The sequence below is a fragment of the Pseudomonas sp. H2_A10 genome (assembly GCF_054680085.1).
In genome coordinates this window covers 3,252,124-3,274,824 of record NZ_CP162821.1, presented here as the reverse complement: position 1 = coordinate 3,274,824, position 22,701 = coordinate 3,252,124, and the positions used below count along the sequence as shown (strand labels likewise).

At 62.2% G+C, this 22,701-nt stretch carries 24 protein-coding genes and 1 pseudogene; 16 read left to right on the top strand and 9 right to left on the bottom strand.

Features of this window, described 5'->3' with window-relative positions; genetic code table 11:
* Window positions 1-74: 74 nt before the first annotated feature.
* Entirely contained in the window at window positions 75-2,300 is a 2,226-nt protein-coding gene (locus AB4O23_RS15215; RefSeq protein ID WP_460063826.1) for a DNA internalization-related competence protein ComEC/Rec2, read from the bottom strand.
* 135 nt (window positions 2,301-2,435) lie between these two features.
* On the opposite strand from AB4O23_RS15215, the gene AB4O23_RS15210 reads away from it, so the two are divergent.
* Window positions 2,436-2,951 (top strand): DUF2062 domain-containing protein, encoded by a 516-nt coding sequence (locus AB4O23_RS15210; protein ID WP_017527221.1) that lies wholly within the window; start codon window positions 2,436-2,438, stop codon window positions 2,949-2,951.
* Between the two features lie 3 nt (window positions 2,952-2,954).
* Here AB4O23_RS15210 and AB4O23_RS15205 read toward each other — a convergent pair whose 3' ends face one another.
* Window positions 2,955-4,328 (bottom strand): histidine kinase sensor domain-containing protein, encoded by a 1,374-nt coding sequence (locus tag AB4O23_RS15205; RefSeq protein WP_460069565.1) that lies wholly within the window; start codon window positions 4,326-4,328, stop codon window positions 2,955-2,957.
* Complete coding sequence (locus AB4O23_RS15200) at window positions 4,312-5,040, bottom strand: response regulator transcription factor (RefSeq protein ID WP_065877401.1); 729 nt, start codon at window positions 5,038-5,040, stop codon at window positions 4,312-4,314. Before AB4O23_RS15200 ends, AB4O23_RS15205 begins: the two co-directional genes overlap by 17 nt.
* Before the next feature lie 204 nt (window positions 5,041-5,244).
* On the opposite strand from AB4O23_RS15200, the gene AB4O23_RS15195 reads away from it, so the two are divergent.
* The 4 genes from AB4O23_RS15195 to AB4O23_RS15180 all read left to right on the top strand — a co-directional run bounded on the left by AB4O23_RS15195 (window position 5,245) and on the right by AB4O23_RS15180 (window position 9,924).
* Window positions 5,245-7,998 (top strand): response regulator, encoded by a 2,754-nt coding sequence (locus AB4O23_RS15195; RefSeq protein WP_065877403.1) that lies wholly within the window; start codon window positions 5,245-5,247, stop codon window positions 7,996-7,998.
* 23 nt (window positions 7,999-8,021) lie between these two features.
* Window positions 8,022-9,011, top strand: coding sequence for a 2-hydroxyacid dehydrogenase (locus tag AB4O23_RS15190; protein ID WP_065877405.1), 990 nt, complete (start codon window positions 8,022-8,024; stop codon window positions 9,009-9,011).
* 71 nt (window positions 9,012-9,082) lie between these two features.
* Window positions 9,083-9,523 carry a hypothetical protein gene (locus tag AB4O23_RS15185; RefSeq protein ID WP_065877407.1) on the top strand — a complete coding sequence of 147 codons (441 nt, stop codon included), beginning with the start codon at window positions 9,083-9,085 and terminating at the stop codon, window positions 9,521-9,523.
* Entirely contained in the window at window positions 9,520-9,924 is a 405-nt protein-coding gene (locus AB4O23_RS15180; protein ID WP_137219759.1) for an META domain-containing protein, read from the top strand. Before AB4O23_RS15185 ends, AB4O23_RS15180 begins: the two co-directional genes overlap by 4 nt.
* Window positions 9,925-10,000: 76 nt before the next feature.
* On the opposite strand, the gene AB4O23_RS15175 is transcribed toward AB4O23_RS15180, so the two are convergent.
* Window positions 10,001-10,462 (bottom strand): TlpA family protein disulfide reductase, encoded by a 462-nt coding sequence (locus tag AB4O23_RS15175; protein ID WP_017527214.1) that lies wholly within the window; start codon window positions 10,460-10,462, stop codon window positions 10,001-10,003.
* A gap of 115 nt (window positions 10,463-10,577) precedes the next feature.
* On the opposite strand from AB4O23_RS15175, the gene arsC reads away from it, so the two are divergent.
* Genes arsC through AB4O23_RS15160 form a run of 3 tightly spaced genes read left to right on the top strand, consistent with a single transcriptional unit; the run spans window position 10,578 to window position 11,948 of the window.
* Complete coding sequence (gene arsC, locus AB4O23_RS15170; RefSeq protein WP_017527213.1) at window positions 10,578-10,931, top strand: arsenate reductase (glutaredoxin); 354 nt, start codon at window positions 10,578-10,580, stop codon at window positions 10,929-10,931.
* Between the two features lie 53 nt (window positions 10,932-10,984).
* Window positions 10,985-11,542, top strand: a complete 558-nt coding sequence (wrbA, locus tag AB4O23_RS15165) for an NAD(P)H:quinone oxidoreductase (RefSeq protein ID WP_460063957.1) — start codon at window positions 10,985-10,987, stop codon at window positions 11,540-11,542.
* Window positions 11,526-11,948: a DUF2069 domain-containing protein gene (locus AB4O23_RS15160; protein ID WP_017527211.1), complete on the top strand. Its 423-nt coding sequence runs from the start codon at window positions 11,526-11,528 to the stop codon at window positions 11,946-11,948. Before wrbA ends, AB4O23_RS15160 begins: the two co-directional genes overlap by 17 nt.
* On the opposite strand, the gene AB4O23_RS15155 is transcribed toward AB4O23_RS15160, so the two are convergent.
* Window positions 11,942-12,613: a DNA-3-methyladenine glycosylase I gene (locus tag AB4O23_RS15155; protein WP_065877411.1), complete on the bottom strand. Its 672-nt coding sequence runs from the start codon at window positions 12,611-12,613 to the stop codon at window positions 11,942-11,944. The two genes, AB4O23_RS15160 and AB4O23_RS15155, sit on opposite strands and share 7 nt — an antisense overlap.
* Window positions 12,614-12,681: 68 nt before the next feature.
* Window positions 12,682-13,506, bottom strand: coding sequence for a tRNA 2-thiocytidine(32) synthetase TtcA (gene ttcA, locus AB4O23_RS15150; protein ID WP_017527209.1), 825 nt, complete (start codon window positions 13,504-13,506; stop codon window positions 12,682-12,684).
* Between the two features lie 361 nt (window positions 13,507-13,867).
* On the opposite strand from ttcA, the pseudogene AB4O23_RS15145 reads away from it, so the two are divergent.
* Together AB4O23_RS15145 and AB4O23_RS15140 are read left to right on the top strand one after the other, a co-directional pair.
* Window positions 13,868-14,471: pseudogene (locus AB4O23_RS15145) on the top strand (Yip1 family protein).
* 128 nt (window positions 14,472-14,599) lie between these two features.
* On the top strand, window positions 14,600-15,094 hold the full coding sequence (locus tag AB4O23_RS15140) for a SprT family zinc-dependent metalloprotease (protein ID WP_017527207.1): 495 nt from the start codon (window positions 14,600-14,602) through the stop codon (window positions 15,092-15,094).
* A 40-nt stretch (window positions 15,095-15,134) separates the two neighbouring features.
* On the opposite strand, the gene AB4O23_RS15135 is transcribed toward AB4O23_RS15140, so the two are convergent.
* A complete protein-coding gene (locus AB4O23_RS15135) occupies window positions 15,135-16,310 on the bottom strand; it encodes a CaiB/BaiF CoA transferase family protein (protein WP_065877413.1) in 1,176 nt (391 codons plus the stop codon).
* A 157-nt stretch (window positions 16,311-16,467) separates the two neighbouring features.
* On the opposite strand from AB4O23_RS15135, the gene tusD reads away from it, so the two are divergent.
* From tusD to AB4O23_RS15105, 6 genes are all read left to right on the top strand, one after another.
* Window positions 16,468-16,860: a sulfurtransferase complex subunit TusD gene (tusD, locus tag AB4O23_RS15130; RefSeq protein WP_065877414.1), complete on the top strand. Its 393-nt coding sequence runs from the start codon at window positions 16,468-16,470 to the stop codon at window positions 16,858-16,860.
* Window position 16,861: 1 nt separating this feature from the next.
* A complete protein-coding gene (gene tusC / locus AB4O23_RS15125; RefSeq protein ID WP_135196788.1) occupies window positions 16,862-17,212 on the top strand; it encodes a sulfurtransferase complex subunit TusC in 351 nt (116 codons plus the stop codon).
* Window positions 17,212-17,490, top strand: coding sequence for a sulfurtransferase complex subunit TusB (gene tusB, locus AB4O23_RS15120; protein ID WP_017527203.1), 279 nt, complete (start codon window positions 17,212-17,214; stop codon window positions 17,488-17,490). Before tusC ends, tusB begins: the two co-directional genes overlap by 1 nt.
* Window positions 17,487-17,822: a TusE/DsrC/DsvC family sulfur relay protein gene (locus tag AB4O23_RS15115; protein ID WP_068937039.1), complete on the top strand. Its 336-nt coding sequence runs from the start codon at window positions 17,487-17,489 to the stop codon at window positions 17,820-17,822. The genes tusB and AB4O23_RS15115 overlap by 4 nt, the downstream gene beginning before the upstream one ends.
* Window positions 17,819-18,820 carry a glycosyl transferase family protein gene (locus tag AB4O23_RS15110; RefSeq protein ID WP_065877416.1) on the top strand — a complete coding sequence of 334 codons (1,002 nt, stop codon included), beginning with the start codon at window positions 17,819-17,821 and terminating at the stop codon, window positions 18,818-18,820. Before AB4O23_RS15115 ends, AB4O23_RS15110 begins: the two co-directional genes overlap by 4 nt.
* Before the next feature lie 88 nt (window positions 18,821-18,908).
* The gene (locus AB4O23_RS15105; protein WP_065877418.1) at window positions 18,909-19,904 is read left to right on the top strand and encodes a glutathione S-transferase family protein; all 996 of its coding nucleotides are present in this window, start codon (window positions 18,909-18,911) and stop codon (window positions 19,902-19,904) included.
* Window positions 19,905-20,011: 107 nt separating this feature from the next.
* On the opposite strand, the gene cysG is transcribed toward AB4O23_RS15105, so the two are convergent.
* Complete coding sequence (gene cysG, locus AB4O23_RS15100) at window positions 20,012-21,406, bottom strand: siroheme synthase CysG (protein ID WP_017527199.1); 1,395 nt, start codon at window positions 21,404-21,406, stop codon at window positions 20,012-20,014.
* Window positions 21,407-22,687: a serine--tRNA ligase gene (gene serS, locus AB4O23_RS15095; protein WP_460150185.1), complete on the bottom strand. Its 1,281-nt coding sequence runs from the start codon at window positions 22,685-22,687 to the stop codon at window positions 21,407-21,409.
* Between the last annotated feature and the right edge of the window lie 14 nt (window positions 22,688-22,701).

The window sequence follows — 22,701 nt, the reverse complement described above, 5'->3', positions numbered from 1 at the left end:
CATATAGGTTTGGCAGCGGGGTCTGTCGGCCATGGCGCCGCCTGTCGCAGGCTCCAGCGCCGGTTAACGCTGGATCAGGGTAACGCTTCACGCCAGAAACGGCGTTGACCGCGCGCAACAACCGGGGGTGCGAAGGCCCCCAATTGCAGGCGCACGGCCCCCTGTTCGGCGCTGTCGTATACCCGACTGCCCAAGGCCTTATAGCGCTGCATGACCTGCTGGTGAGGATGACCGAACGCGTTGCCACGCCCCCGGGAAATCAACACCGACCCAGGCGCCAGCCGCTGAAGAAAAGGCCACGACGATGAACTGCGGCTGCCATGGTGAGGGGCTTGCAGCCAATCGGTGCGCAGCGCCAAGGGAGAGTCGAGAAACGCCCGCTCAGCGGCACGATCGATATCCCCCGTCAGCAGTAACCGCTCACCATTGGCCTGCACCTGCAACACGCAGGATTTGGGGTTTCCGGCAGTGGCATCAGGCCATTGCCAAAGTTCGAAGATCACGCCGTCCCAGGTCCACTGCTCGCCGCTGCTACAGGGTTGGGTGTCGAGCAATGCCGGTAGCCCCCCGGTTTCGCCGCCCACGACACGCTTGACCGGCAGTGCGCGGGCCACGGCCGCCGCGCCACCGGCGTGGTCGGCATCGGCATGACTGAGCAGCATCATGTCCAACGCACCTACACCAAGCTTTTTCAATGCCGGCACCACCACGCGCGCGCCCAGGTCCATCGCCCCCGAGCGCGGGCCCGCATCGTAGAGCAAGGTGTGATGGCGCGTGCGCAGGATCAACGCCTGCCCCTGCCCCACATCCAACTGCAACACGTCCACCCGTCCATGGGGTACCTGCTCGCGCGGGGGAAATACCGCCAACAGCAGCATCGGCCAACCCAACACCCGAAACGGTACGCCCTTGGGCAGCAGCAACAGCACCGCGCCCGCCAGGCTCACCCACCAACAAACCAGGGGCACCTCAGCCGGTATCCACGCAGGCACGTGCCCCGCAAGCCATGCCAAACCTCTGAACAACCCATCCAGCGCCCCACCCGCCAGCCACAGCAGCCACTCTCCTGCAAGGGGCACTCCTAACAGCACGCTCCCCAGCAACGCCAGAGGCAACACCACCAAGCTGATCCACGGCACAGCCACCAAATTGGCCAGCGGCGCACTGACGCTGATCGGCAACCCCAACACCAGCAGCGCCGGAAACAAACCGATGGCAATCAAACATTGCGGTCGCGTCCAGGCCTGCCAGACACTCCAAGGCCCCAGGCGGCCCCCGAATGCCAGCACCAGCACAGCGACGGCCGCAAAGGACAACCAGAACCCGGCTTGCAGGCTGGCCAATGGTTCAAGGATCAGCACCGCGACCAGCGCCAGCAACAGCGGCCACCAGAACCCCAGATGACGAAAGCGCAAACGCCACAACAACACCAACCCCACCATGACGCAGGCCCGCTGCACCGGCACGCCGAACCCCGCCAACACGCCATAGCCCAGTGCCGCCGCAAATGCCAGGCCGCACGCCCACGGCAGCCATGGCCAGGCGCGGGGCCAGCAACCGTAGCGCGCAAGCAGCGCGACCAGCCCGTAGATCAACCCTGCCAGCAAGCCGATGTGTTGGCCGGAAATCACCAGCAAATGCACCGTGCCGGTATCCTGCAACACCTGCCAGTCCTTGGCCTCCAGCCCGGAACCATCTCCCAGCACCAACGCCGCCAGACCGGCTTCGCGCCCCTGGGCATCCACCGCCAGCAGGCGTTGGCGCACCGTGTCGCGCCAGGCATGGCGCGCCGGCGTCAGGCGTTCGCCGTCCTTGACCGACCCGGTGGCACCGATGCGTTGGGCCAGCAGCCAGGCTTCATGATCAAACCCGTGAAAATTAAGCAGCCCCGACGGTCGCCTGAGTGTCACCGCCAGGCGCCAGCGCTCCCCGCTGCGCACCGCTGGCCCGCCGTGCCAGGACACCCGGATACGCGAAGGTAGCCGCGCATTGCGCGACCGGCTGTCGGCCAAGTCGAAACGCACTCCCGTAGCGGTCTGCTGCGGCAAGCCGATCACACGCCCTTCGAGCCAACGCGTCTGACCATCGAGCGCAGGCTGCAGGCGATCATTCAATGCCCACTGCGCGCTGATGCACGCCCAGCTCAGCCCCAGCAGGAAAAACGCCAGTGCAAAGGTGCGAAAAGGCAGCAACATCAACGCCAACACCAACATGGCTATAAGCCACCCCACTGACGGCAGCGCCGGCAGGAAACGTAAGGCAAGTAGCCCCAGCGCCAACGTAAACATCCCTGTTTTCATGGATCATCCTTTTCAAGTGACCCATTCAGTCATAGCGGGGGGTTCAGCGCGCCCAATGATGTTTTGTCACAAAGTCTGAATTTTCTGTTTATAGAATGCGCGCATACTTGCCCCTCGAACTGACCTGGACCCCTTATGCCCCGGCGCTTATTCAAACGGTACATGCCCGACCCCACCAGTATCAGGGAACACAAGTCATTACAGTTTCTGGGTACGTTGCTGCATGACCCTAACCTCTGGCACCTGAACCGGCACTCAGTGGCGCGCGCCATGGCAGTGGGGCTGTTCGCGGCGTTTATCCCGATTCCGTTGCAGATGTTACTGGCGGCAATATTGGCGATTACGGTACGTGGCAATATGCCCATCGCGATCAGCCTGGTCTGGCTGACCAACCCGATCACCATGCCGGTAGTGTTTATCTGCACCTATATGACCGGCGCCTGGCTGATGAATGTACCGCCGCGCAGCCTGCCCGATGACCTGACCTGGGAATGGATCAGCGGCCAGTTGAGTACGTTGTGGCAGCCCTTCCTCCTCGGCTCCGTGGTATTGGGGCTGGTGCTGGGCGCACTGGCCTACTGCCTGACCATGGGTTACTGGCGCTGGTGGGTCGCGCACCAGTGGAAGAAACGCAAGCAGCGTCGCGGTTGACGCCTAGCGTGCCGGTAACCGCAGGTGCACCCGCAGGCCTTGGCCGGTATTTTCCGCCCATAGGCTGCCGTCCTGACGCTGCACCGCGTTGCGTGCAATGCTCAGCCCCAACCCAAACCCTCCGTGGCCGGGCCGCGAGCCATCCAAGCGAGTAAACGGCGCAAAGATCCGCTCAAGATCCCGCTCATCGATCCCTGCACCCTGGTCTTCCAGCCACAGGTGCCAATACGCGCCATCGCGCCGTCCATCCAGGCACACGACGCCGCCGTCCGGGGAATGGCGGATAGCGTTGCGCAGGATATTTTCCAGGGCCTGGGCCAGGGCATTCAGGTTGCCCCGCACCCAACAGTCAGTGGCCAATAGGCACGGCAGGCGTGACGCAGGCCAATCACTTTCGTAACACGCGTTCTCGCGCAGCATGTCCCACAGGGCCTGTAGTTGAATATCCTCCTTGGGCAGCGGTGCCCGCTCGGCATCCAGCCAAGCCAGTTGCAGGCTGTCTTCCACCAGGCGTTGCATGGCGTCTATCTCCCGCCCCAGCCGGTCGCGCAGTTGCGTCAGGTCCTGCTCACTGTCACACGCCACGCGCAGGCGGCTCAATGGCGTGCGCAGTTCATGGGACATGTCGCGCAGCAACTGCTGCTGCAAAACCATCGTCCCCTGCAAGCGCTCGGACATATGGTCAAAGGCCCGACCAAGCTCACCCAATTCATCCTGGCGACTGGTCGCGTCATGGGACAGCCGCGTGTTCAACTGATCGGCACGCCAGGCATTGACCTGCTCGCGCAACTGATTGAGGGGCATGATCAGCAACCGATACAAGCCAATGCACAGCAGCAAGGTAAACAGGCCGGGAATCACGCCGTTGGTTACGACGCGCCAGAACACTTGGTAACGCCCGGGCATAAAGCGCTGCGGCAATTCGATCACAAGCGAGCCGACACCTGGGTCGACCGCAAATGGGATCTTCAACCACGGCAAGCCCTTTATGTGACGACTCACCGGCCAATCCAGGCCGCGCAGGAATGTCAGGCGCTGGCTTTCGGTGTCGCTCAGTGGATAGCTGCTCAACGACTGCAAGTCATTGCCGATCACGCCCACCCAGGTGCTTTCACGCTGGCGCATCGCCTGCAACCACGCGTCAACGCCGGCGTTGCCGTCACGGTTCCAGGCCTGTTCGGCGCCGACGGCATAACCACTCAAAGTGACCCTCGCCTCGTCGGACAGGTACGCGTTCTGTTGCTCCATGTACCGGCCCCAGGACCAACTGAGCCAAATCATCAGCAAACAGAAGGCGATCAACAGGCAGGCCAGCTTCCAGAATAACGAGTGCTTGCCCGGCAGCCGTTTGAGCGAAGCCTTAAAGCCCGTCGTCATGACCGCTCAACACATAGCCCTTGCCCCACACCGTGCGCACTTCGCGCTCGCTATAGCCGATGGCCTTGAGCTTGCGACGGATCTGGCTGACATGCATGTCGAGGCTGCGGTCATGGGGTGCATAACCACGTTGCAGCACCTGTTGATAAAGAAAAGCCTTGCTGAGGACTTCTTCGGCATTGCGATGCAGGGTTTCCAGCAGACGATATTCGCTGCGGGTCAGGCCGGCCCAGCGCTCCTGATAAAACACATCCCACTGTTCATCGTCCAAACGCAGGCTGTGCGCATCCTCACGTAGCGGTGCCAGGGTCGGCGCGGGGCGGCGATCCAGGGCCACCCGACGCAGGATGGCCTCGATGCGCACGCGCAGCTCGACCATGCTGAAGGGTTTGGGCAGGTAATCATCGGCCCCCAGGCGAAAACCGCTGATGCGGTCGGCCTCGGCGCCCAGGGCCGACATAAGGATCACCGGGATCGAATGACTGCGGCGCAAATGGGTGAGGACCGACAAGCCATCCAGCCCCGGCAGCAGGATATCCATCAACACCACGTCGAAAGCCTGCGCGCGTGCCATCTCCAGGCCTTGTTGGCCGTTTTGGCACCACGTCACCTGAAAGCCGCAGCGCCCAAGGTGCTCGTGCACATACGCGCCCAGCACAGGGTCATCTTCAATGGTCAGGATACTGGGTAGGCCAACGGCTGCGGGATTCATTAGCGTCTGCAAGTCATTCTCAATCGCTGATTATTCAAGATTACCCCGCCGCAGGCAATCGCTGCCGGGCACCGAGTGCCCGAAGATTGCGCTCGGTCGTTAATTTGCAAGATTCCACCCCGTGCAAATGGCTACACTGCGCAGGTGGCGCGGGCCGGATGCCGGCGCGGAAGATTGATATCAGTGTCGTAGCAGGAGAGTGGCGTGCTTAGAAGAATGGGGATAAAAGGCCGCGTACTGTTGCTGACCTTATTACCGACCAGCCTGATGGCCTTGCTGTTGGGCGGGTATTTCACCTGGATGCAGCTCTCGGAGTTGCAGACCCAACTGCTGCAACGTGGCGAAATGATCGCCGAGCAATTGGCGCCCCTGGTGGCGCCTGCCTTGAGCAGCAAAAACACCGACCTGCTGGAGCGCATCGCCACCCAATCGCTGGAACAACCGGACGTACGCGCCGTGTCCTTCCTTGCGCCAGACCGCGCGCCCCTCGCCCACGCCGGCCCGACCATGCTCAACCAGCCGCCGGTCGGCAACAGTGCGCATCTGTTGCAGCGCACCGGCAACGACGCCACTCGCTATCTCATGCCGGTATTTGGCCGCCACCGCAACCTGGCGGGCGACTGGATTCCCGATGAGGCCGACCGCCTGCTGGGCTGGGTCGAGGTGGAGCTGTCCCATAACGGCATGTTGCTGCGCGGCTATCGCAGCCTGTTCGCCAGCCTGTTGCTGATTGCCATCGGCCTGATTTTTACCGCGGCCCTGGCGTTGCGTATCAGCCGCACCATCAACTCGCCGCTTGGCTTGATCAAACAAGCCGTGGCTCAACTCAAGGACGGCAACCTGGAAACCCGCTTGCCCGCCTTGGGCAGCCAGGAGCTGGATCAACTCGCTTCGGGCATCAACCGCATGGCCGAAACCCTGCAAAACGCCCGGGAAGAACTGCAACACAGCGTCGACCAGGCCACCGAAGACGTGCGCCAGAACCTGGAAACCATCGAAATCCAAAACATCGAGCTGGACCTGGCACGCAAGGAGGCCCTGGAGGCCAGCCGTATCAAATCGGAGTTCCTGGCCAATATGAGCCACGAAATCCGCACACCGCTCAACGGCATCCTGGGCTTTACCCACTTGCTGCAAAAAAGCGAACTCACACCGCGCCAACTCGACTACCTGGGCACCATCGAAAAATCCGCCGATAACCTGCTAGGCATCATCAACGAGATCCTCGACTTCTCGAAGATCGAGGCCGGCAAGCTGGTGCTCGACAGCATCCCGTTCAACCTGCGCGATTTGTTGCAAGACACCCTGACCATCCTCGCCCCCGCCGCGCACGCCAAGCAGTTGGAACTGGTGAGCCTGGTCTACCGCGACACGCCGCTGGCCTTGGTGGGCGACCCGCTGCGGCTCAAGCAGATCCTCACCAACCTGATCAGCAATGCGATCAAGTTCACCCGCGAGGGCACTATCGTGGCCCGCGCGATGATCGAGGACCAACAGGAAGACAGCGTACAACTGCGCATCAGCGTGCAGGACACGGGCATCGGCCTGTCCAGCCAGGACGTGCGCGCGCTGTTCCAGGCATTCAGCCAGGCCGACAACTCGCTGTCGCGCCAGCCGGGCGGCACCGGGCTGGGCCTGGTGATTTCCAAGCGTTTGATCGAACAGATGGGCGGTGAAATCGGCGTCGACAGTACGCCGGGCGAAGGCTCGGAGTTCTGGATCAGCCTGAGCCTGCCCAAGACCCGCGATGATGTCGAAGACCTGCCTTGCGCGCCGCTGCTGGGCCATCGCGTGGCCGTGCTGGAAAACCATGAGCTGGCACGCCAGGCCTTACAGCATCAGTTGGAAGACTGCGGCCTTGAAGTCACGCCGTTCAATACCCTGGAAAGCCTGACCAACGGCATCACCAGCGCCCATCAGACCGAGCAGGCCATTGACCTGGCAGTGCTCGGCGTGACCGCCAACGACATTCCGCCCGAGCGCCTCAACCAACATCTGTGGGACTTGGAGCACCTGGGCTGCAAAGTGCTGATCCTGTGCCCGACCACCGAACAGATGCTGTTCAACCAATCGGTGCCCAACCCCAATAGCCAGTTGCAGGCCAAGCCGGCGTGCACCCGCAAGCTGCGCCGGGCGCTGGCCGACCTGATCAGCCCGCGCCCGTCGCGCAACGAACCGGGCGAGCCGCTGGCCAGCCGTGCGCCGCGCGTGCTGTGTGTGGACGACAACCCGGCGAACTTGCTGCTGGTGCAAACACTGCTTGAAGACATGGGCGCGAAGGTGCGCGCGGTAGAAAGCGGCTATGCAGCGGTCGACGCGGTAAAACAGGACACCTACGACCTGGTGTTGATGGACGTGCAAATGCCCGGCATGGACGGACGCCAAAGCACCGAGGCGATTCGCCAGTGGGAAAGCGAACGCCACGGCACGCCATTACCGGTAGTCGCCTTGACGGCCCACGCCATGGCCAATGAAAAACGGGCCTTGCTGCAAAGCGGCATGGACGATTACCTGACCAAACCCATCAGCGAACGGCAACTGGCGCAGGTGGTGCTGAAATGGACGGGCCTGGCCCTGCGTAATCAAGGGCCGGAGCGCGCCACGGAAGGCCTCGGCCCGGGCGTGCAACTGCCGGTGCTGGACCATGAGGAAGGGTTGCGCCTGGCCGCCGGCAAGGCTGACCTGGCGGCGGATATGCTCGCCATGTTGCTGGCCTCGCTGGAAGCCGATCGCGAGGCCATCAACGTCGCCCGCGACGCCAGTGACAACCTTGCCCTGATCGAACGCGTCCACCGCCTGCACGGCGCCACCCGCTACTGTGGCGTGCCGCAACTGCGCGCCGCCTGCCAACGTGCCGAAACCCTGCTCAAACAGGACGATGCCAAGGCCATGAGCGCGCTGGACGAATTGGAAATGGCCATCGCCCGGCTGGCCAGTGAAGCGCGGATCAGCGCCTGAACTTATCAATAAGGACGCCTTTGATGCGCGTGATTCTTTTCAGCAGCCAAACCTACGACCGCGACAGTTTTCTCGGCGAACCCTTGCCGGCGGGCCTGGAACTGCAATTCCAGCCGGCCCGGCTCAACCTCGACACCGTGGCCCTGGCCGAACACCACGAAGTGGTCTGCGCCTTTATCAACGACGACCTCAGCGCCCCGGTGCTGGAGCACCTGGCCCGGGGCGGCACCGGGCTCATCGCGCTGCGCTCGGCGGGCTATAACCATGTCGATCTGGCCGCCGCCAAACGCCTGGGCCTGACCATCGTGCGCGTACCGGCCTACTCGCCCCACGCCGTGGCCGAACACGCGGTGGCGCTGATCCTCGCCCTCAACCGCCGCCTGCACCGCGCCTACAACCGCACCCGCGACGGCGACTTCAGCCTGCACGGCCTGACCGGTTTCGACCTGGTGGGCAAGACCGTCGGCGTGGTCGGCACCGGCCAGATCGGCGCGACCTTCGCCAAGATCATGGCCGGGTTCGGCTGCACATTGCTGGCCTACGACCCCTTCCCCAACCCACAGGTCCAAGCCCTGGGCGCGCGCTATGTCAGCCTGCCCGAGCTGATGACCGAGGCCCAAATCATCAGCCTGCATTGCCCTCTGACCGCCGACAGCAAACACCTGATCAACGCAGGTTCGCTGGCGCAGATGCAGCCCGGCGCCATGCTGATCAACACCGGCCGCGGTGGGCTGGTGGACACCCCGGCGCTGGTCGACGCGCTCAAGGACGGCCAACTCGGCTACCTGGGGCTGGATGTCTACGAAGAAGAAGCCCAGTTGTTTTTCGAGGATCGCTCCGACCTGCCCTTGCAAGATGACGTGCTCGCGCGCCTGCTCACCTTCCCCAACGTGATCATCACCGCGCACCAGGCGTTCCTTACCCGCGAAGCGCTGGCGGCGATTGCCGGCACCACGCTGAGCAACATTGCCGCATGGGCCGGCGGCAAGGTACAAAACCGCGTGGAGGGATGATCAGCGGTCACATACCAGGCTCATGATAGGCCGGCACCCGTGATAGGATGCCGCGCCTATTTGGAGGATCCATGGCCGAACACGATTTCCGCTTCAGCTTGCTGAGCCCGCAACACACCCTGATCGAATGCCGCGCCCTGGTGCCGGGCCGTTACCAAGTCACCGGCAACGGTGGTTCGATCAAGCATGGCGACGTACTGATCGTCACCCTGCGCGGCAGTAAAACCCTGTCGATGCGCCTGACCGTCGAAGGCGATGCGCGCTACTCCATCCGCCCGGCCGGCCAATGGGTCGCCATGGCTCAGGGGCCCAAATTCGGCGAATTGGAAATTCACACCTGGAAGGTCAACTGCGACAGCTGCGACAGCGTGCTGGAGTTTGAATTCGCGGTGGAAACCAAGCTGACCAAAGAGCCGCTGCAACCCGCCGCCAACGCGCGTATCAAAGAACTGGGCTGGACCAGCGAAGGCGACAAGCACCGCTGCCCGAAATGCCAGCAGGCTGCGCAATGAAACGCTTGCTGCTGCTCGCCGCCATCGGGGCGGCCCTGAATGGCTGCGCCGGTGACGGGGTAAGACTCAAGCAAGACCACAGCTACGTGGTGGAGTGGATCGGTGAGCGGCCATTGATGGATTACGCGCACCTGACCGTGACCCTCGGCGCCGATGGTCGCGCCTATGGCAATGGCGGTTGCAACCACTGGTTTGCACCGTACACCCTGGACGGCAACACGCTCACCTTCGGCACGCTGGGCAGCACCCGCAAGCTGTGCGGCGAAGCCTTGATGGAGCAGGAAAACCGCTTCTTCCAGGCCCTGCGGGGCGTGCAGCGCTGGGACATCTCGCCGATCGAACAGACACGGTTCTGGCCGGCCGAGGGCAAGCCGATTCGCTTGTGGCTTGAAGAAGGCTGATCCTGACTCCGTGACTGGATCGAGATCCAAATGTGGGAGGGGCTCGCTCCTCCCACATTTGATTTGAGGTGTTGCTTTAACCGCGCAAGGCCTTGAGCTTGGCCAGTACGCCCTGCGCCGTCTGCTCACCCATCAGCTGCTCACGCACCTTGCCTTTGTCATCGATGATGTAGGTGACCGGCAGTGCTTCGCTGCGCGGAATATCAAAGATCCCTTCCGGGTTCTGCGCCAGTACGGTGAACTTGATGCCCAGTTTGTCGCTGGCCGCCTTCAGCTCTTCCCCCTGCACATTGTCGAAGTTGACCCCGAACACCCCCACGTTCTGCGCCTTGAGCTGTTCGGCCAGGGCGTTGAGTTCAGGGATTTCCGTGCGGCACGGGCCACACCACTCCGCCCAGTAGTTGACCACCAGCCATTGCTTGTCCAAACGTTGGGCCGCGACTTTCTGACCGTACTGGTCAACACCGTAGTCATTCCCGCAGCCGCTGAGCAGCAGGGTTGTAATGATCGCCAATGCACCGATCAGTCGACTTGTCATGGGGTAATCCTTCGCAAAAATGAACGTTGGCTGCGAGCTATCGCCTCTTACGGTTTAAGGACGGGGCGCCGCGCGGGTAGAATACTCGCCACCTTACGCAAGATGCGACCCGCACATGACCGATCTGACGCTTTATCACAACCCGCGCTGCTCGAAATCCCGCGGTGCGCTCGAACTGCTCGAAGCGCGCGGCCTCACTCCCACCGTCGTGCGCTACCTGGAAACCCCACTGAACGCCGCGCAAATCAAGGCCCTGCTCGCCAAGCTCGGGCTCAACGCGCGCCAATTGCTGCGCACTGGCGAAGACGAATACAAAAGCCTCAACCTGGCCGACGCCAGCCTCAGCGAAGCGCAACTGATCGCCGCTATCGCCGCGCACCCCAAGTTGATGGAACGCCCGATCCTGGAAACCGCCGACAAGGCCGTCATTGGCCGCCCACCGGAAAACCTGCTGGAGATTCTGCCGTGACCACTGCGTACGTGCTGGTGTTGTATTACAGCCGCAACGGCTCGGTCAGTGAAATGGCCCGGCAAATCGCCCGGGGCATCGAGCAAGGCGGGATGGAAGCGCGCCTGCGTACCGTGCCGGCGATCTCCACCGAGTGTGAAGCCGTGGCGCCGAGCATTCCGGACGAAGGCGCGTTGTATGCGAGCCTCGACGACCTCAAGCACTGCTCGGGCCTGGCCCTGGGCAGCCCGACACGTTTCGGCAACATGGCCGCGCCGCTCAAGTACTTCCTCGACGGCACCAGCAACCTGTGGCTCACCGGCGCGCTGGTCGGCAAGCCGGCCGGGGTGTTTACGTCCACCGCCAGCCTGCACGGCGGCCAGGAAACCACACTGATGTCGATGCTGTTGCCGTTGTTGCACCACGGCATGCTGATTACCGGCCTGCCCTACAGCGAACAAGCCTTGCTCGACACCCAAGGCGGCGGCACGCCGTATGGCGCCAGCCACCATTCCGGGCCAGACGGCAAGCGCCTGCTCGATCAACATGAAATCGCGCTGTGCCGGGCCTTGGGCCTGCGCCTGGCCACCACCGCCACGCTGCTGGAGAACGGCCGTGGCCAGAAAACCTAAGGTTCTGCCGCCCCAGGCGTGGCTGGAGCCGCGTGTCAAGGTTGCTCGGGCGCTGAGCCTGCTGGCGTTCTTCGCCCTGGTGGGGTTGTTGTGCGTGTATTACCTGTTTGTGGCCGACCTGCATGGCGCACGGCCGTGGGTGATCCTGCTGATCGAACTGGTGCCACTGCTGGTGCTGGCGCCGGGGATCTTGGTCGGCAGCGCACGAGGGCATTCGTGGATGTGCTTTGTGGTGAACCTGTATTTCATCAAGGGCGCGCTGGCGGCCTATGACCCGAACCGGCAGGGGTTCGGGGTGCTGGAGATGCTGGCGAGTCTGGCGGTGTTTTGTACGGCGCTGCTGTACGTACGCTGGCGGCATCAGTTGAACCGGCGGCTGGCGGCAGCCTCACCTGAGCCTCAGTGATTCACCGTATACGCCAGCATCATCGACAACTGGCACATCGGCCGCCCACTCTCGGCGTGCCACTGGTTGAACGCGCCCTGCACCGCTGCCAAATCGCGCAGACTGGTGGGGGCCTTGTCGACGATTTTCTGTGCGTTCAGGGCCGCCACTACGTCATAGCTCGGCACGAACGTGTCCTTGCCGACCATGCGCAAGAAACGCGGCGCCGACAGCCCGCCCAGTTGATGGCCGTGTTTGCTCAGGTACTTCCACAACCCGACGATGTCGGTCACCGGCCAGTCGGCGATAAACGCACCGAAGCTGCCCTTCTCCTGCTCAATGTCGAGGATCATCTGCGCGTTGCGCGGTACGCTCTTGAGCTTGCCCAGGTGCCGGATGATCCGCGTGTCCTGCATCAGGCGCTCAAGGTGCTCGGCCCCCATCAGCACGACTTTTTCCGGGTCGAAACCGAAAAACACCTGCTCGAACGCCGGCCATTTGGCGTCCACCACGCTGTGCTTCAAGCCCGCACGGAATACCCGCAAAGCCAGGGTAGACAGATAGCGGTCATCACTGATCCTGCGCAATTGCGCAGGGGTCTTGGGTACAGGCAGATGGGCGTCCAACTCGGCCGCTGAACCAAAGCGGTTCAGACAATATTCGTGCAGCCACTTGTAATCGCGCATGCCCTCTCCTGGGGATAGAAAATGAAAACGGCGCCTGTGAGCGCCGTCTTTCAGAGCGTTGAAAAACGTTAGAGGTTCACAACATTGACGAAACGCGACGCTGCGGTCTCATCAATTTTCAGGCTGGTGAAGTCGAACAGGTTGCGGTCGGCCAACTGCGACGGGATCACGTTCTGCAGGCTGCGAAAGATACTGTCGGTACGGCCTGGCGTCTTGCTTTCCCAATCCAGCAGCATCTCCTTGACCACCTGGCGCTGCAGGTTTTCCTGGGAGCCACACAGGTTGCACGGGATGATCGGGAACTGCTTGAGGTCGGAGTAGGCCTGGATGTCCTTCTCGTTGCAATACGCCAGTGGGCGAATCACCACATTGCGTCCGTCGTCGGCACGCAGCTTGGGCGGCATGGCCTTGAGCGAGCCGTTGAAGAACATATTCAGGAAGAAGGTCTCGACGATATCGTCACGGTGATGACCCAGGGCCATCTTGGTCGCGCCGATTTCGTCGGCAAACGTATAGAGCGTGCCACGGCGCAGGCGCGAGCACAGCGAGCAGGTGGTCTTGCCTTCCGGAATAAGCTCCTTGACCACCGAATACGTGTCTTTTTCGACGATGTGGTACTCGATGCCCAGTGCTTTCAGATAGGCCGGCAGCACATGCTCGGGAAAGCCCGGTTGTTTCTGGTCCATGTTGACGGCGACGATCTCGAACTTGATCGGCGCGACCTTTTGCAGGTGCAACAGCACGTCGAGCATGGTGTAGCTGTCTTTACCGCCAGAGAGGCAAACCATGACCTTGTCGCCATCCTCGATCATATTAAAATCGGCGACTGCTTCACCGGCCAGGCGGCGCAGGCGTTTTTGCAGTTTGTTCTGGTTGACCGTGAGAGTGCCCATTGCGCTTGGATCCGCTAAAGGTGTGTGACGAAAAGCGCAGCATTTTACCTTCATGAACGACCGAGTTCCATGGTGGGCGGGGGTTTGCTCCCGACGCGTTATATCGGGCGCCTGTTTATTAACCGACCCACTGCCATCGGGAGCAAGCTACCTCCCCCATTAAAATGCATGCCTGCCACAGACCTCGGCGCGATTACGCCCGGTATTTACAGCGCGATTTGCTCTAAAGGCCCTACAGTCATTCCGGTCATACCTTCCTATACTGCGACATGAGGTCGCACACATATCCAGACCTTTCAGGCCATTTGGCCCGTGGGCGCTCCGATGGGGGGCGATGGTAATAACGACAGGAGTGACTGGCATGATCCATCACGTCGTGGGGCTGTTTACCCATCCCGACCAGGAATGGCGGGAAATCCGTGGCGATAAAGAAGAAAGCATCGGCCACATGTACTTCACTCACACCCTGATTCTCGCGGCGATCCCCGCGATTTCAGCGTTTATCGGCACCACCCAGGTCGGCTGGGTCATCGGCAACCGCGCGCCGGTGATGCTGACCCAGGAAAGCGCGTTATGGATGACCATCATGTCGTACGCGGCCATGCTCGGCGGCGTGGCGGTGATGGGCGCCTTCATTCATTGGATGGCGCGCACCTATGATGCCAGCCCCAGCATGGCGCGCTGCGTGGCCTTTGCCACCTACACCGCCACGCCACTGTTTATCGGCGGGCTGGCCGCGCTGTACCCGCATATGTGGCTGGGCATGGTCGTGGGCACGGCGGCGATCTGCTACACGGTGTACCTGCTGTATGTAGGGTTGCCGACCTTCATGAACATCGATCCGGACGAAGGCTTTCTGTTTTCCAGCTCGGTGCTGGCTGTAGGCCTCTGTGGTGCTGGTAGCGATCATGGCGTTCACCGTGATCGTCTGGGGCCTGGGCGTAGGCCCGATTTATACCAACTGACCCGACAACCCCCAAGGCAAAGCCACCGCAAGGTGGCTTTGTGCGTGATGCACGACCATTCGGCGCCTGACAGATTCGGAAACACACGGTTGTGCGGCATACTGGGCCTCTCTGGAGATAGGTACAGCATGCCCGAGCAACTCAATACCCGCGTCGAAGAGTGTTTCCTGCAAGCCGAATTCTTTTTCAAACGAAGCTTCAAACGCCCCCAGGTCAGCCTCAAGCTGCGGGGCCAAAAAGCCGGTGTCGCGCATTTGCACGAGAACCTGCTGCGCTTCAACCCACAGCTGTACCGTGAAAACAGCCAACATTTCCTGAAGCAGACCGTAGCCCACGAAGTGGCGCACCTGATCGCTCACCAATTATTCGGCGAACGCATCCAGCCCCATGGCGAGGAATGGCAATTGATCATGCGTGGGGTCTACGAACTGCCGCCGGACCGTTGTCACACCTATGCCGTGAAACGCCGCCAGGTGACGCGCTACATCTACCGTTGCCCGTGTGCCGACAGCGACTTTCCATTTTCGCCGCAGCGCCATGGAATGGTGGGCCAGGGGCGGCGGTATTTGTGCAGGCGGTGTCGGCAGACCCTGGTGTTTACCGGGGAAACCCGGGTGGAATAGGGACCTTATCGGGAGCAAGCCCCCGATAGCGCCAGATCAGTCACCCAACCACCTTGGCGTGCCGCAGTTCGGCTATGCGCTGAGCACTCAGCCCCAACTGCGCCAACACCTCATCACTGTGCGCACCCACCGCGACACCCATATGCCGAGGCGCCGGCAACCCCTCGGAAAACTTCAGCGGGCAGGCCAGTTGCGCCTGTGTCGAGCCATCGCCCCGGGGTACTTGGCTCACCAGTTCGCGCGCTTTCAATTGGGGATGTTCCGCCGCCTCGGCGAAACTCAACACGGGCTCCACACACGCATCCAGCTCGGCAAACAGCACACACAGTTCGTCAAAACTGCGCGTCTCGAATTCCACCTGCAACGCCTGTTTCAGCGCCGGTTGTCGCTCCGGGTCCAGGCCCCACGCAGCCAACTCGGGCCGCCCTAACGCCATGCATAACTGCTGCATAAACGCCGGCTCCAGGCTGCCGACCGACATCCAGCGGCCATCGCGGGATCGGTAGTAATCGTAGAAGCTGCCCCCATTGAGCGCGTGTTTTTCCCACCCAGGCTCTACTCCGCACGCCAGGTAACCCGCACCCGCCATAGCGTTGAGGCTGAATGAGCAGTCGGTCATGCTCACATCCAGGTATTGCCCCACCCCGCTCTGCTGTCGGGCGATCACCGCCGCCAACAACCCCACCACCGCGTGCAAAGAACCGCCGCCCACGTCCGCCAGTTGCACGCCCAACGGCAACGGCCCGCTGCCCTGGCGCCCGGTGTGGCTGGCCAGCCCCGCCAGGGCCAGGTAGTTGATATCGTGGCCGGCACGATCCTTATAGGGGCCGGTCTGGCCATAGCCGGTGATCGACACATAGATCAACCTCGGGTTGATCGCCTTCAACGCCTCATACCCCAGGCCCAGGCGCTCCATCACGCCGGGGCGAAACTGTTCCAGCACGATGTCGTAGCCTGTGACCAGCGCGCGCACGATCTCCAGCGCTTCGGGCTGCTTGAGGTCCAGCGCCAGGCTGCGCTTATTGCGGTTGAGGTAGGCATGGCCCGCCGACGTGCCCCGGTCATGGGGCGGCAGCACACGCAACAGGTCCATACGCGTGGGCGATTCGATACGCAGCACCTCGGCGCCCATGTCCGCGAGCATCAACGATGCGAACGGGCCGGGCAGCAAGGTAGAAAAATCCAACACTTTGAGGGACGCCAAGGGACCTGACATAGGAACTCCATTTGCGATTCGACTGACCACAGACTAGGCAGCCTTGGCCCTACCGGCAATCGCCGGAACAGTCACCGGCAGTGACCGTTTTGATCACGGCGGGCTTTTTCGCGGCGGCGGCTTTATCATTGGCTCACGTTTGCTTGCCGAGTGTTCCATGAAGTTTGCGATTGCCTTGTATTCCGCGGCCCACGCACCCTCCTCGCGCCGCGCCTTGCTGTTCGCCCAGGCGGCGCTGGCCGGCGGCCACGAGATTGTGCGGCTGTTTTTTTATCAGGATGGCGTGTACAGCGCATCCAACACCATCGTTGCGCCCCAGGATGAGCAAGACATTGCCCGACAATGGCGTGAGTTCGTCAGCCAACACCAGCTCGACGGCGTGGTGTGCATCGCCGCCGCGTTGCGCCGTGGCGTGCTCAACAGCGAAGAGGCCACGCGCTATCAACGCAGCGCGATCAACCTGGACGCGCCGTGGGCGCTGTCGGGCCTGGGGCAGTTGCATGATGCGATCCAGGCTGCCGACCGCCTGATCTGTTTTGGAGGGCCGTGACATGTCCAAATCCTTATTGGTGATCAGTCGCCAGGCGCCGTGGTCCGGGCCGAGCGCGCGCGAGGCGCTGGATATCGTGTTGGCCGGTGGCGCGTTTGATCTGCCCATCGGCCTGCTGTTTATGGACGATGGCGTGTTCCAGTTGGCACCGCACCAGAACGCCAAGGCCGTGCAGCAAAAAGACCTCAGCGCTAACCTGCAGGCATTGGGGCTGTTCGGCATTGACGACGTGTTCGCCTGCCGCCATAGCCTGGCCGCCCGCGGCCTTACCCGTCCCACCGATGCGCAACCGTTGAGCAACGACGCAATCGCCCAACTGATTGACCGTTACGACCAGGTGATTACCCTCTGATGTCGACTTTACATGTGGTGTCTCACTCTCCATTCACCGATAGCCGACTCGACAGTTGCCTGCGCGTGTGTGGCAGCAAAGACGCGATCCTGCTCTGCGGCGACGGCGCCTATGGGCTGCACACTCCGGCCCTGCAAATCAAAGGCGTGAAGGTGTTCGTGCTGGCCGAAGACATGCAGGCGCGCAATCTGCCGCTGCCGGACTGGGCCGACAGCGTGGACTACCCAGGTTTCGTGCAACTGTCGATCGACTACGACAAGGTCAACACCTGGCTATGAACACCCTGACCCTGGGCGGGCGCCGCCTCGAACTGGACAAGGACGGCTATCTCGTCGACCTGAACGATTGGTCTCACGAGGTGGCCCATGCCCTGGCCGCCGCCGAACACCTGGAACTGACCCCGGCCCACTGGGAAATCCTTGAACTGCTGCGCGGGTTTTATGCCGAGTACCAGCTGTCCCCGGCCACCCGCCCGCTGATCAAGTACACCGCCCTGAAGCTGGGCCCGGAAAAGGGCAACAGCCTGCATCTCAACAAACTGTTCAATGGCACTCCCGCCAAACTCGCCGCCAAGCTGGCGGGCCTGCCCCGGCCGACGAATTGCTTATGACCGACTTTGCCCCACTCACTCTTGAAACACCGGCCGAGCACCCGTTTGCGCAGTTCGTGCGCATCCTGGGCAAAGGCAAGCGCGGCGCGCGCAACCTCACCCGCGAGGAAGCTCGCGAAGCCATGGGCATGCTGCTCGACGAAAAAGTCGAAGACACCCAGCTCGGCGCCTTCCTCATGCTGCTGCGCCACAAGGAAGAAAGCCCGGAAGAGCTCGCCGGTTTCACCGAAGCCGTGCGCGAACGCTTGAACGCACCCGCGCTGAATGTGGCTATCGACTGGCCGACCTACGCCGGTAAAAAACGCCATCTGCCGTGGTTCCTGCTGGCGGCCAAATGCCTGGCACACAACGGCGTGCGCATTCTCATGCACGGCGGCGGCGCTCATACGGCCGGCCGGTTGTACACCGAGCAATTGCTGCACACCCTGCAGATCCCGCTGTGCCGCAATTGGCAGCAGGTCGAAAGTGCCTACGAGCAAGGCAACCTGGCATTTATCCCGCTGGGCGACTGGGCGCCGCAGTTGCAACGCATGATCGACCTGCGCAACACCCTGGGCCTGCGCTCGCCGATCCACTCCCTGGCGCGCCTGCTCAACCCGCTGAATGCGCGCTGCGGCCTGCAAAGTATTTTCCATCCGGGTTATCAGGGCGTTCACCGCGATGCCAGCGGCCTGCTTGGCGACAACGTGATTGTGGTGAAGGGTGACGGCGGCGAAATCGAGATCAACCCGGACACGGCCAGCCACCTCTACGGCACCACCGGCGGCGCAAGCTGGGATGAAGAATGGCCCGCCCTCTCCGCCCAGCGCCACGTCAAACCGGCGACCCTGGAACCCGAGCATCTGAAAGCGCTGTGGCGTGGCGACGTCGAGGACAGCTACCCGCAACTGGCGCTGACCGCCACCATGGCACTGGCCTTGCGTGGCCTGGGGCAATCACGGGAACAGGCGTTCGAATTGGCCCGGCAGTACTGGGATGCACGGGACAGATCGATTTAATCGATTATTCACCCGCAGTCTTTGCGCTTTTAGTTCGAACTCATCCCTTTAGACTGGGCTCCAACGCTTATTAGTTGAGGAGCCAATCATGGGTTTGCTGATCGAAGGACACTGGAAAGACCAGTGGTACGAAAGTAGCGCGGACGGCGCCTTCCAGCGCGAACAGGCCCAGCGCCGCCACTGGGTGACCGCCGATGGCCAGCCTGGCCCGAGCGGCGAAGGTGGCTTCAAGGCCGAGGCCGGTCGCTATCACCTCTACGTGTCCTTGGCGTGCCCTTGGGCCCACCGCACGCTGATCATGCGCAAGCTCAAGGGCCTGGAAAGCTTGATCGACGTGTCCGTGGTCAGTTGGCTGATGCTGGAAAACGGCTGGACGTTCGATAAGGCTCACGGTTCCACCGGCGATGCCCTCGACGACTTTACCTATATGCACCAGCGCTACACCGCCGACACGGCCGACTACACCGGCCGCGTCACCGTGCCCGTGCTGTGGGACAAGCAGCTCAAGCGCATTGTGAGCAATGAATCCGCCGAGATCATTCGCATGTTCAACAGCGCGTTCAACGGGCTGACCGGCAACACGCTGGATTTCTATCCCCAGCCGCTGCGCGCAACCATCGATTCGTTGAACGAACGCATCTACCCGGCCGTAAACAACGGCGTATATCGCGCAGGCTTCGCCACATCACAGCAAGCGTATGAAAGCGCGTTTGATGATGTGTTTGCCGAGTTGGATCATCTGGAACGGCACCTGGACGACCATCGTTACCTGGCCGGCGAACACCTGACCGAGGCTGACGTGCGCTTGTTTACCACGCTGATTCGCTTTGATGCGGTGTATTACAGCCACTTCAAATGCAATCTGCGGCGGATCGCGGACTCTTCGAACCTGTCCAATTGGCTGCGGGAGATGTACCAGTGGCCTGGCGTGGCCGAGACCGTGGATTTCGAGCACATCAAGGGGCATTACTACGCCAGCCATCGGACGATCAATCCGACGGCAATTGTGCCGAAAGGGCCGTTGCAGCGGTTTGAGGGCAAGCATGATCGGGCGCGGCTGGTGGGTTCAGGGGTTTGGAGCTGATCCAAAAGATAGGGTGTGATGGATGGCCGCATCGGGAGCAAGCCACCTCCCACACCTGGAATGCGTTCCAAAGGTGGGAGGTGGCTTGCTCCCGATGCTTTTAAGCCTCACACCTGGGACTGAGCGCCTTCAAACCACTTCAGTTTCTCGCGCAATACCACCACCTCACCCACGATCACCAGTGTCGGCGCATGCACTTCATGCTCCGCCACCATGCGAGGCAAGTCCGCCAGGGTGCCGGTGAACACGCGCTGGTTGGACGTGGTGCCCTGCTGGATCAACGCCGCCGGGGTATCGGCGGCGCGTCCATGCTTGATCAACTGCTCACAGATGATCGGCAAGCCAATCAAGCCCATGTAGAACACCAGCGTTTGTGAGGGCCCGACCAGGTCCTGCCAAGGCAGATCCGAAGTACCGTTCTTCAGGTGACCGGTGATAAAGCGTACCGACTGCGCATAGTCACGGTGGGTCAGCGGAATCCCGGCATACGCCGCGCAGCCGCTGGCGGCCGTAATGCCCGGCACCACCTGGAACGGGATGCCGTGGGCCGCCAGTTCCTCGATCTCTTCGCCACCGCGCCCAAAAATAAACGGGTCGCCGCCCTTGAGGCGCAGCACGCGCTTGCCCTGCCTGGCCAAATCCACCAGTTGCTGGTTGATCTGGTCCTGCGGCACGGCATGGTCCGCGCGACGCTTGCCGACGTACACACGCTCGGCATCACGTCGGCATAGCTCAAGAATCGCCGGGGCCACCAGACGGTCGTACAGCACCACATCAGCCTGCTGCATCAGGCGCAGCGCACGGAAGGTCAGCAGGTCCGGATCACCGGGGCCCGCGCCCACCAGGTAGACTTCACCCGGCGCGTGCGGCGGTGCGCCGTTGACTTTGTCGATCAACAGGCGCTCGGCCTCGTCGCCCTGCCCGGCCAACTGGCGGTCGGCAATCGGGCCCTGGAACACTTCTTCCCAGAACGCACGGCGCTGCTGCACGTCCGGATACAGCCCCTTGACCTGGGCTCGAAAACGCGCCGCCAACCCGGCCAATTGGCCGTAAGTGGACGGAATCCAGGTTTCCAGTTTGGCGCGGATCAAGCGTGCCAGCACTGGCGCATCGCCGCCGCTGGACACTGCAATCACCAACGGCGAGCGGTCGACGATCGCCGGGAAAATCACGCTGCACAGGGCCGGCGCGTCCACCACATTGACCGGTACGCAACGACGCTTGGCCTCGCTGGAGACTTGCGCATTCAGGGGCTCGTCGTCGGTCGCGGCGATGATCAGGGTGCAACCGTCGAGGTCGGCCTCCTGATAACCGCGCAAAATCAGTTCCCCGCCACTGCCCAGCACCAGCTCACGCAACTGGTCTTCGATCTGGGGAGCAACCACTCGCAGCACGGCACCGGCGTCGGCCAGCAGCCGGGATTTGCGCAAGGCAATCTCCCCACCACCGACCACCAGCACGCGACTGCCGCGCAGGTTATGAAACAGCGGCAGAAATTCCATTTAGCGGATGACCTCGACGCCCGCCATGTACGGCTGGAGCACCTGCGGCACACGGATCGAACCGTCGACCTGCTGGTAGTTTTCCAGCACGGCGACCAGGGTACGGCCTACTGCCAGACCGGAGCCGTTAAGGGTGTGTACCAGTTCCGGCTTGCCGGTTTCAGGGTTGCGGAAACGCGCCTGCATGCGACGGGCCTGGAAATCACCGCAGTTGGAGCACGACGAGATCTCGCGATACTTGTCCTGGCTCGGCACCCATACTTCGAGGTCGTAGGTCTTCACGGCGCTGAAGCCCATGTCGCCGGTGCACAGTGCCAGCACGCGGTACGGCAGCTCCAGCAGTTGCAGGACGCGCTCGGCATTGGCGGTGAGGTTTTCCAGGGCCTGCATCGAGGTCGACGGCTCGACCACCTGCACCATCTCGACCTTGTCGAACTGGTGCTGGCGGATCATGCCGCGCGTGTCACGCCCGGACGCGCCGGCTTCACTGCGAAAGCACGGGCTGTGGGCGACAAACTTGATCGGCAGTTGCTTGGCGTCGAGGATCTCGCCGGCCACGATATTGGTCAGCGACACTTCGGCCGTCGGGATCAGGTACAGATCGGCTTCGCCGTCGCGGCTGATCTTGAACAGCTCTTCCTCGAACTTCGGCAACTGGCTGGTGCCCATCAGCGCCGGCGCCTGAACCAGGTACGGGGTGTAGGCCTCTTCGTAGCCATGCTCGCCGGTGTGCAGGTTGATCATGAACTGCGCCAGGGCACGGTGCATGCGCGCAATCGGGCCGCGCAGCAACGAAAAGCGCGCACCGGACATTTTCGCGGCGGTTTCGAAATCCAGTCCACCGGTCAGTTCGCCCAGGGCGACGTGGTCCTTGATCTCGAAATCAAAGGCTTTTGGCGTGCCCCAGCGACGCACTTCAACGTTACCGTCTTCGTCTTCGCCGACCGGCACGGACTCATGTGGCAGGTTAGGAATACCCAGCAGGATCTGGTCCAGCTCGGACTGGATCTTGTCCAGCTCGACCTTGCCGTCGGACAGCTCGGTGCCCATGCGCTCGACGTCCGCCATCAACGGCGCGATGTCTTCGCCACGCTGTTTGGCCTGACCGATGGATTTGGAACGCGCGTTACGCTCAGCCTGCAGTGCTTCGGTGCGGGTCTGGACGGTCTTGCGCTGTTCTTCCAGCGCTTCGATGCGCGCGACGTCCAGGGCAAAGCCACGGGATGCCAGGCGGTCCGCTACGTCCTGAAGGTTGCTACGTAACAGTTTGGAATCGAGCATGTCGGTCTCTCGTT

Excerpts from the sequence above, each read along its gene's own strand:
- AB4O23_RS15215 (WP_460063826.1), bottom strand. The coding sequence starts at position 2,300 with ATGAAAACAGGGATGTTTACGTTGGCGCTGGGGCTACTTGCCTTACGT.
- AB4O23_RS15210 (WP_017527221.1), top strand. The coding sequence starts at position 2,436 with ATGCCCCGGCGCTTATTCAAACGGTACATGCCCGACCCCACCAGTATC.
- AB4O23_RS15205 (WP_460069565.1), bottom strand. The coding sequence starts at position 4,328 with ATGACGACGGGCTTTAAGGCTTCGCTCAAACGGCTGCCGGGCAAGCAC.
- AB4O23_RS15200 (WP_065877401.1), bottom strand. The coding sequence starts at position 5,040 with ATGAATCCCGCAGCCGTTGGCCTACCCAGTATCCTGACCATTGAAGAT.
- AB4O23_RS15190 (WP_065877405.1), top strand. The coding sequence starts at position 8,022 with ATGCGCGTGATTCTTTTCAGCAGCCAAACCTACGACCGCGACAGTTTT.
- AB4O23_RS15185 (WP_065877407.1), top strand. The coding sequence starts at position 9,083 with ATGGCCGAACACGATTTCCGCTTCAGCTTGCTGAGCCCGCAACACACC.
- AB4O23_RS15180 (WP_137219759.1), top strand. The coding sequence starts at position 9,520 with ATGAAACGCTTGCTGCTGCTCGCCGCCATCGGGGCGGCCCTGAATGGC.
- AB4O23_RS15175 (WP_017527214.1), bottom strand. The coding sequence starts at position 10,462 with ATGACAAGTCGACTGATCGGTGCATTGGCGATCATTACAACCCTGCTG.
- arsC (WP_017527213.1), top strand. The coding sequence starts at position 10,578 with ATGACCGATCTGACGCTTTATCACAACCCGCGCTGCTCGAAATCCCGC.
- wrbA (WP_460063957.1), top strand. The coding sequence starts at position 10,985 with ATGGCCCGGCAAATCGCCCGGGGCATCGAGCAAGGCGGGATGGAAGCG.
- AB4O23_RS15155 (WP_065877411.1), bottom strand. The coding sequence starts at position 12,613 with ATGCGCGATTACAAGTGGCTGCACGAATATTGTCTGAACCGCTTTGGT.
- ttcA (WP_017527209.1), bottom strand. The coding sequence starts at position 13,506 with ATGGGCACTCTCACGGTCAACCAGAACAAACTGCAAAAACGCCTGCGC.
- AB4O23_RS15140 (WP_017527207.1), top strand. The coding sequence starts at position 14,600 with ATGCCCGAGCAACTCAATACCCGCGTCGAAGAGTGTTTCCTGCAAGCC.
- AB4O23_RS15135 (WP_065877413.1), bottom strand. The coding sequence starts at position 16,310 with ATGTCAGGTCCCTTGGCGTCCCTCAAAGTGTTGGATTTTTCTACCTTG.
- tusD (WP_065877414.1), top strand. The coding sequence starts at position 16,468 with ATGAAGTTTGCGATTGCCTTGTATTCCGCGGCCCACGCACCCTCCTCG.
- tusC (WP_135196788.1), top strand. The coding sequence starts at position 16,862 with ATGTCCAAATCCTTATTGGTGATCAGTCGCCAGGCGCCGTGGTCCGGG.
- tusB (WP_017527203.1), top strand. The coding sequence starts at position 17,212 with ATGTCGACTTTACATGTGGTGTCTCACTCTCCATTCACCGATAGCCGA.
- AB4O23_RS15115 (WP_068937039.1), top strand. The coding sequence starts at position 17,487 with ATGAACACCCTGACCCTGGGCGGGCGCCGCCTCGAACTGGACAAGGAC.
- AB4O23_RS15110 (WP_065877416.1), top strand. The coding sequence starts at position 17,819 with ATGACCGACTTTGCCCCACTCACTCTTGAAACACCGGCCGAGCACCCG.
- AB4O23_RS15105 (WP_065877418.1), top strand. The coding sequence starts at position 18,909 with ATGGGTTTGCTGATCGAAGGACACTGGAAAGACCAGTGGTACGAAAGT.
- cysG (WP_017527199.1), bottom strand. The coding sequence starts at position 21,406 with ATGGAATTTCTGCCGCTGTTTCATAACCTGCGCGGCAGTCGCGTGCTG.
- serS (WP_460150185.1), bottom strand. The coding sequence starts at position 22,687 with ATGCTCGATTCCAAACTGTTACGTAGCAACCTTCAGGACGTAGCGGAC.